The sequence below is a fragment of the Bacillus sp. SIMBA_074 genome (assembly GCF_046534555.1).
GTDB classification, from domain to species: domain Bacteria; phylum Bacillota; class Bacilli; order Bacillales; family Bacillaceae_G; genus Bacillus_A; species Bacillus_A mycoides.
In genome coordinates this window covers 1-256 of the sequence record NZ_JAWRYM010000823.1, presented here as the reverse complement: position 1 = coordinate 256, position 256 = coordinate 1, and the positions used below count along the sequence as shown (strand labels likewise).

Genomic DNA, 256 nt, shown 5'->3' with positions numbered 1-256 from the left:
AGGTGTTTGTCTACGGTACGCTGCGCTACCTGCCCGTACGCTGGGTTGTGATGGGTTCTTCTGGCTCTCCGCAGCCTGCCCGTCTTGATGGATTCAAGCGCAAAGGGCTGGACCTTGCCGCGAGCGAAGACAATCATGTTGATGGCCTGCTACTCACGGTAACGCCCGAAGCGCTGGCTCGGCTGGATCGCTATGAGCGGCTGGGCATTCGCTATGAGCGCGTTGAGCAGACGCTTTCCGACGGGACTTCTGCCTG

1 protein-coding gene is annotated in these 256 nt (G+C 60.2%); it reads left to right on the top strand.

Annotation, left to right across the window (positions count from 1 at the left end):
- The coding region (locus tag SB773_RS33060) for a gamma-glutamylcyclotransferase family protein (protein WP_410594657.1) at positions 1 to 256 on the top strand (256 nt) is incomplete at both ends.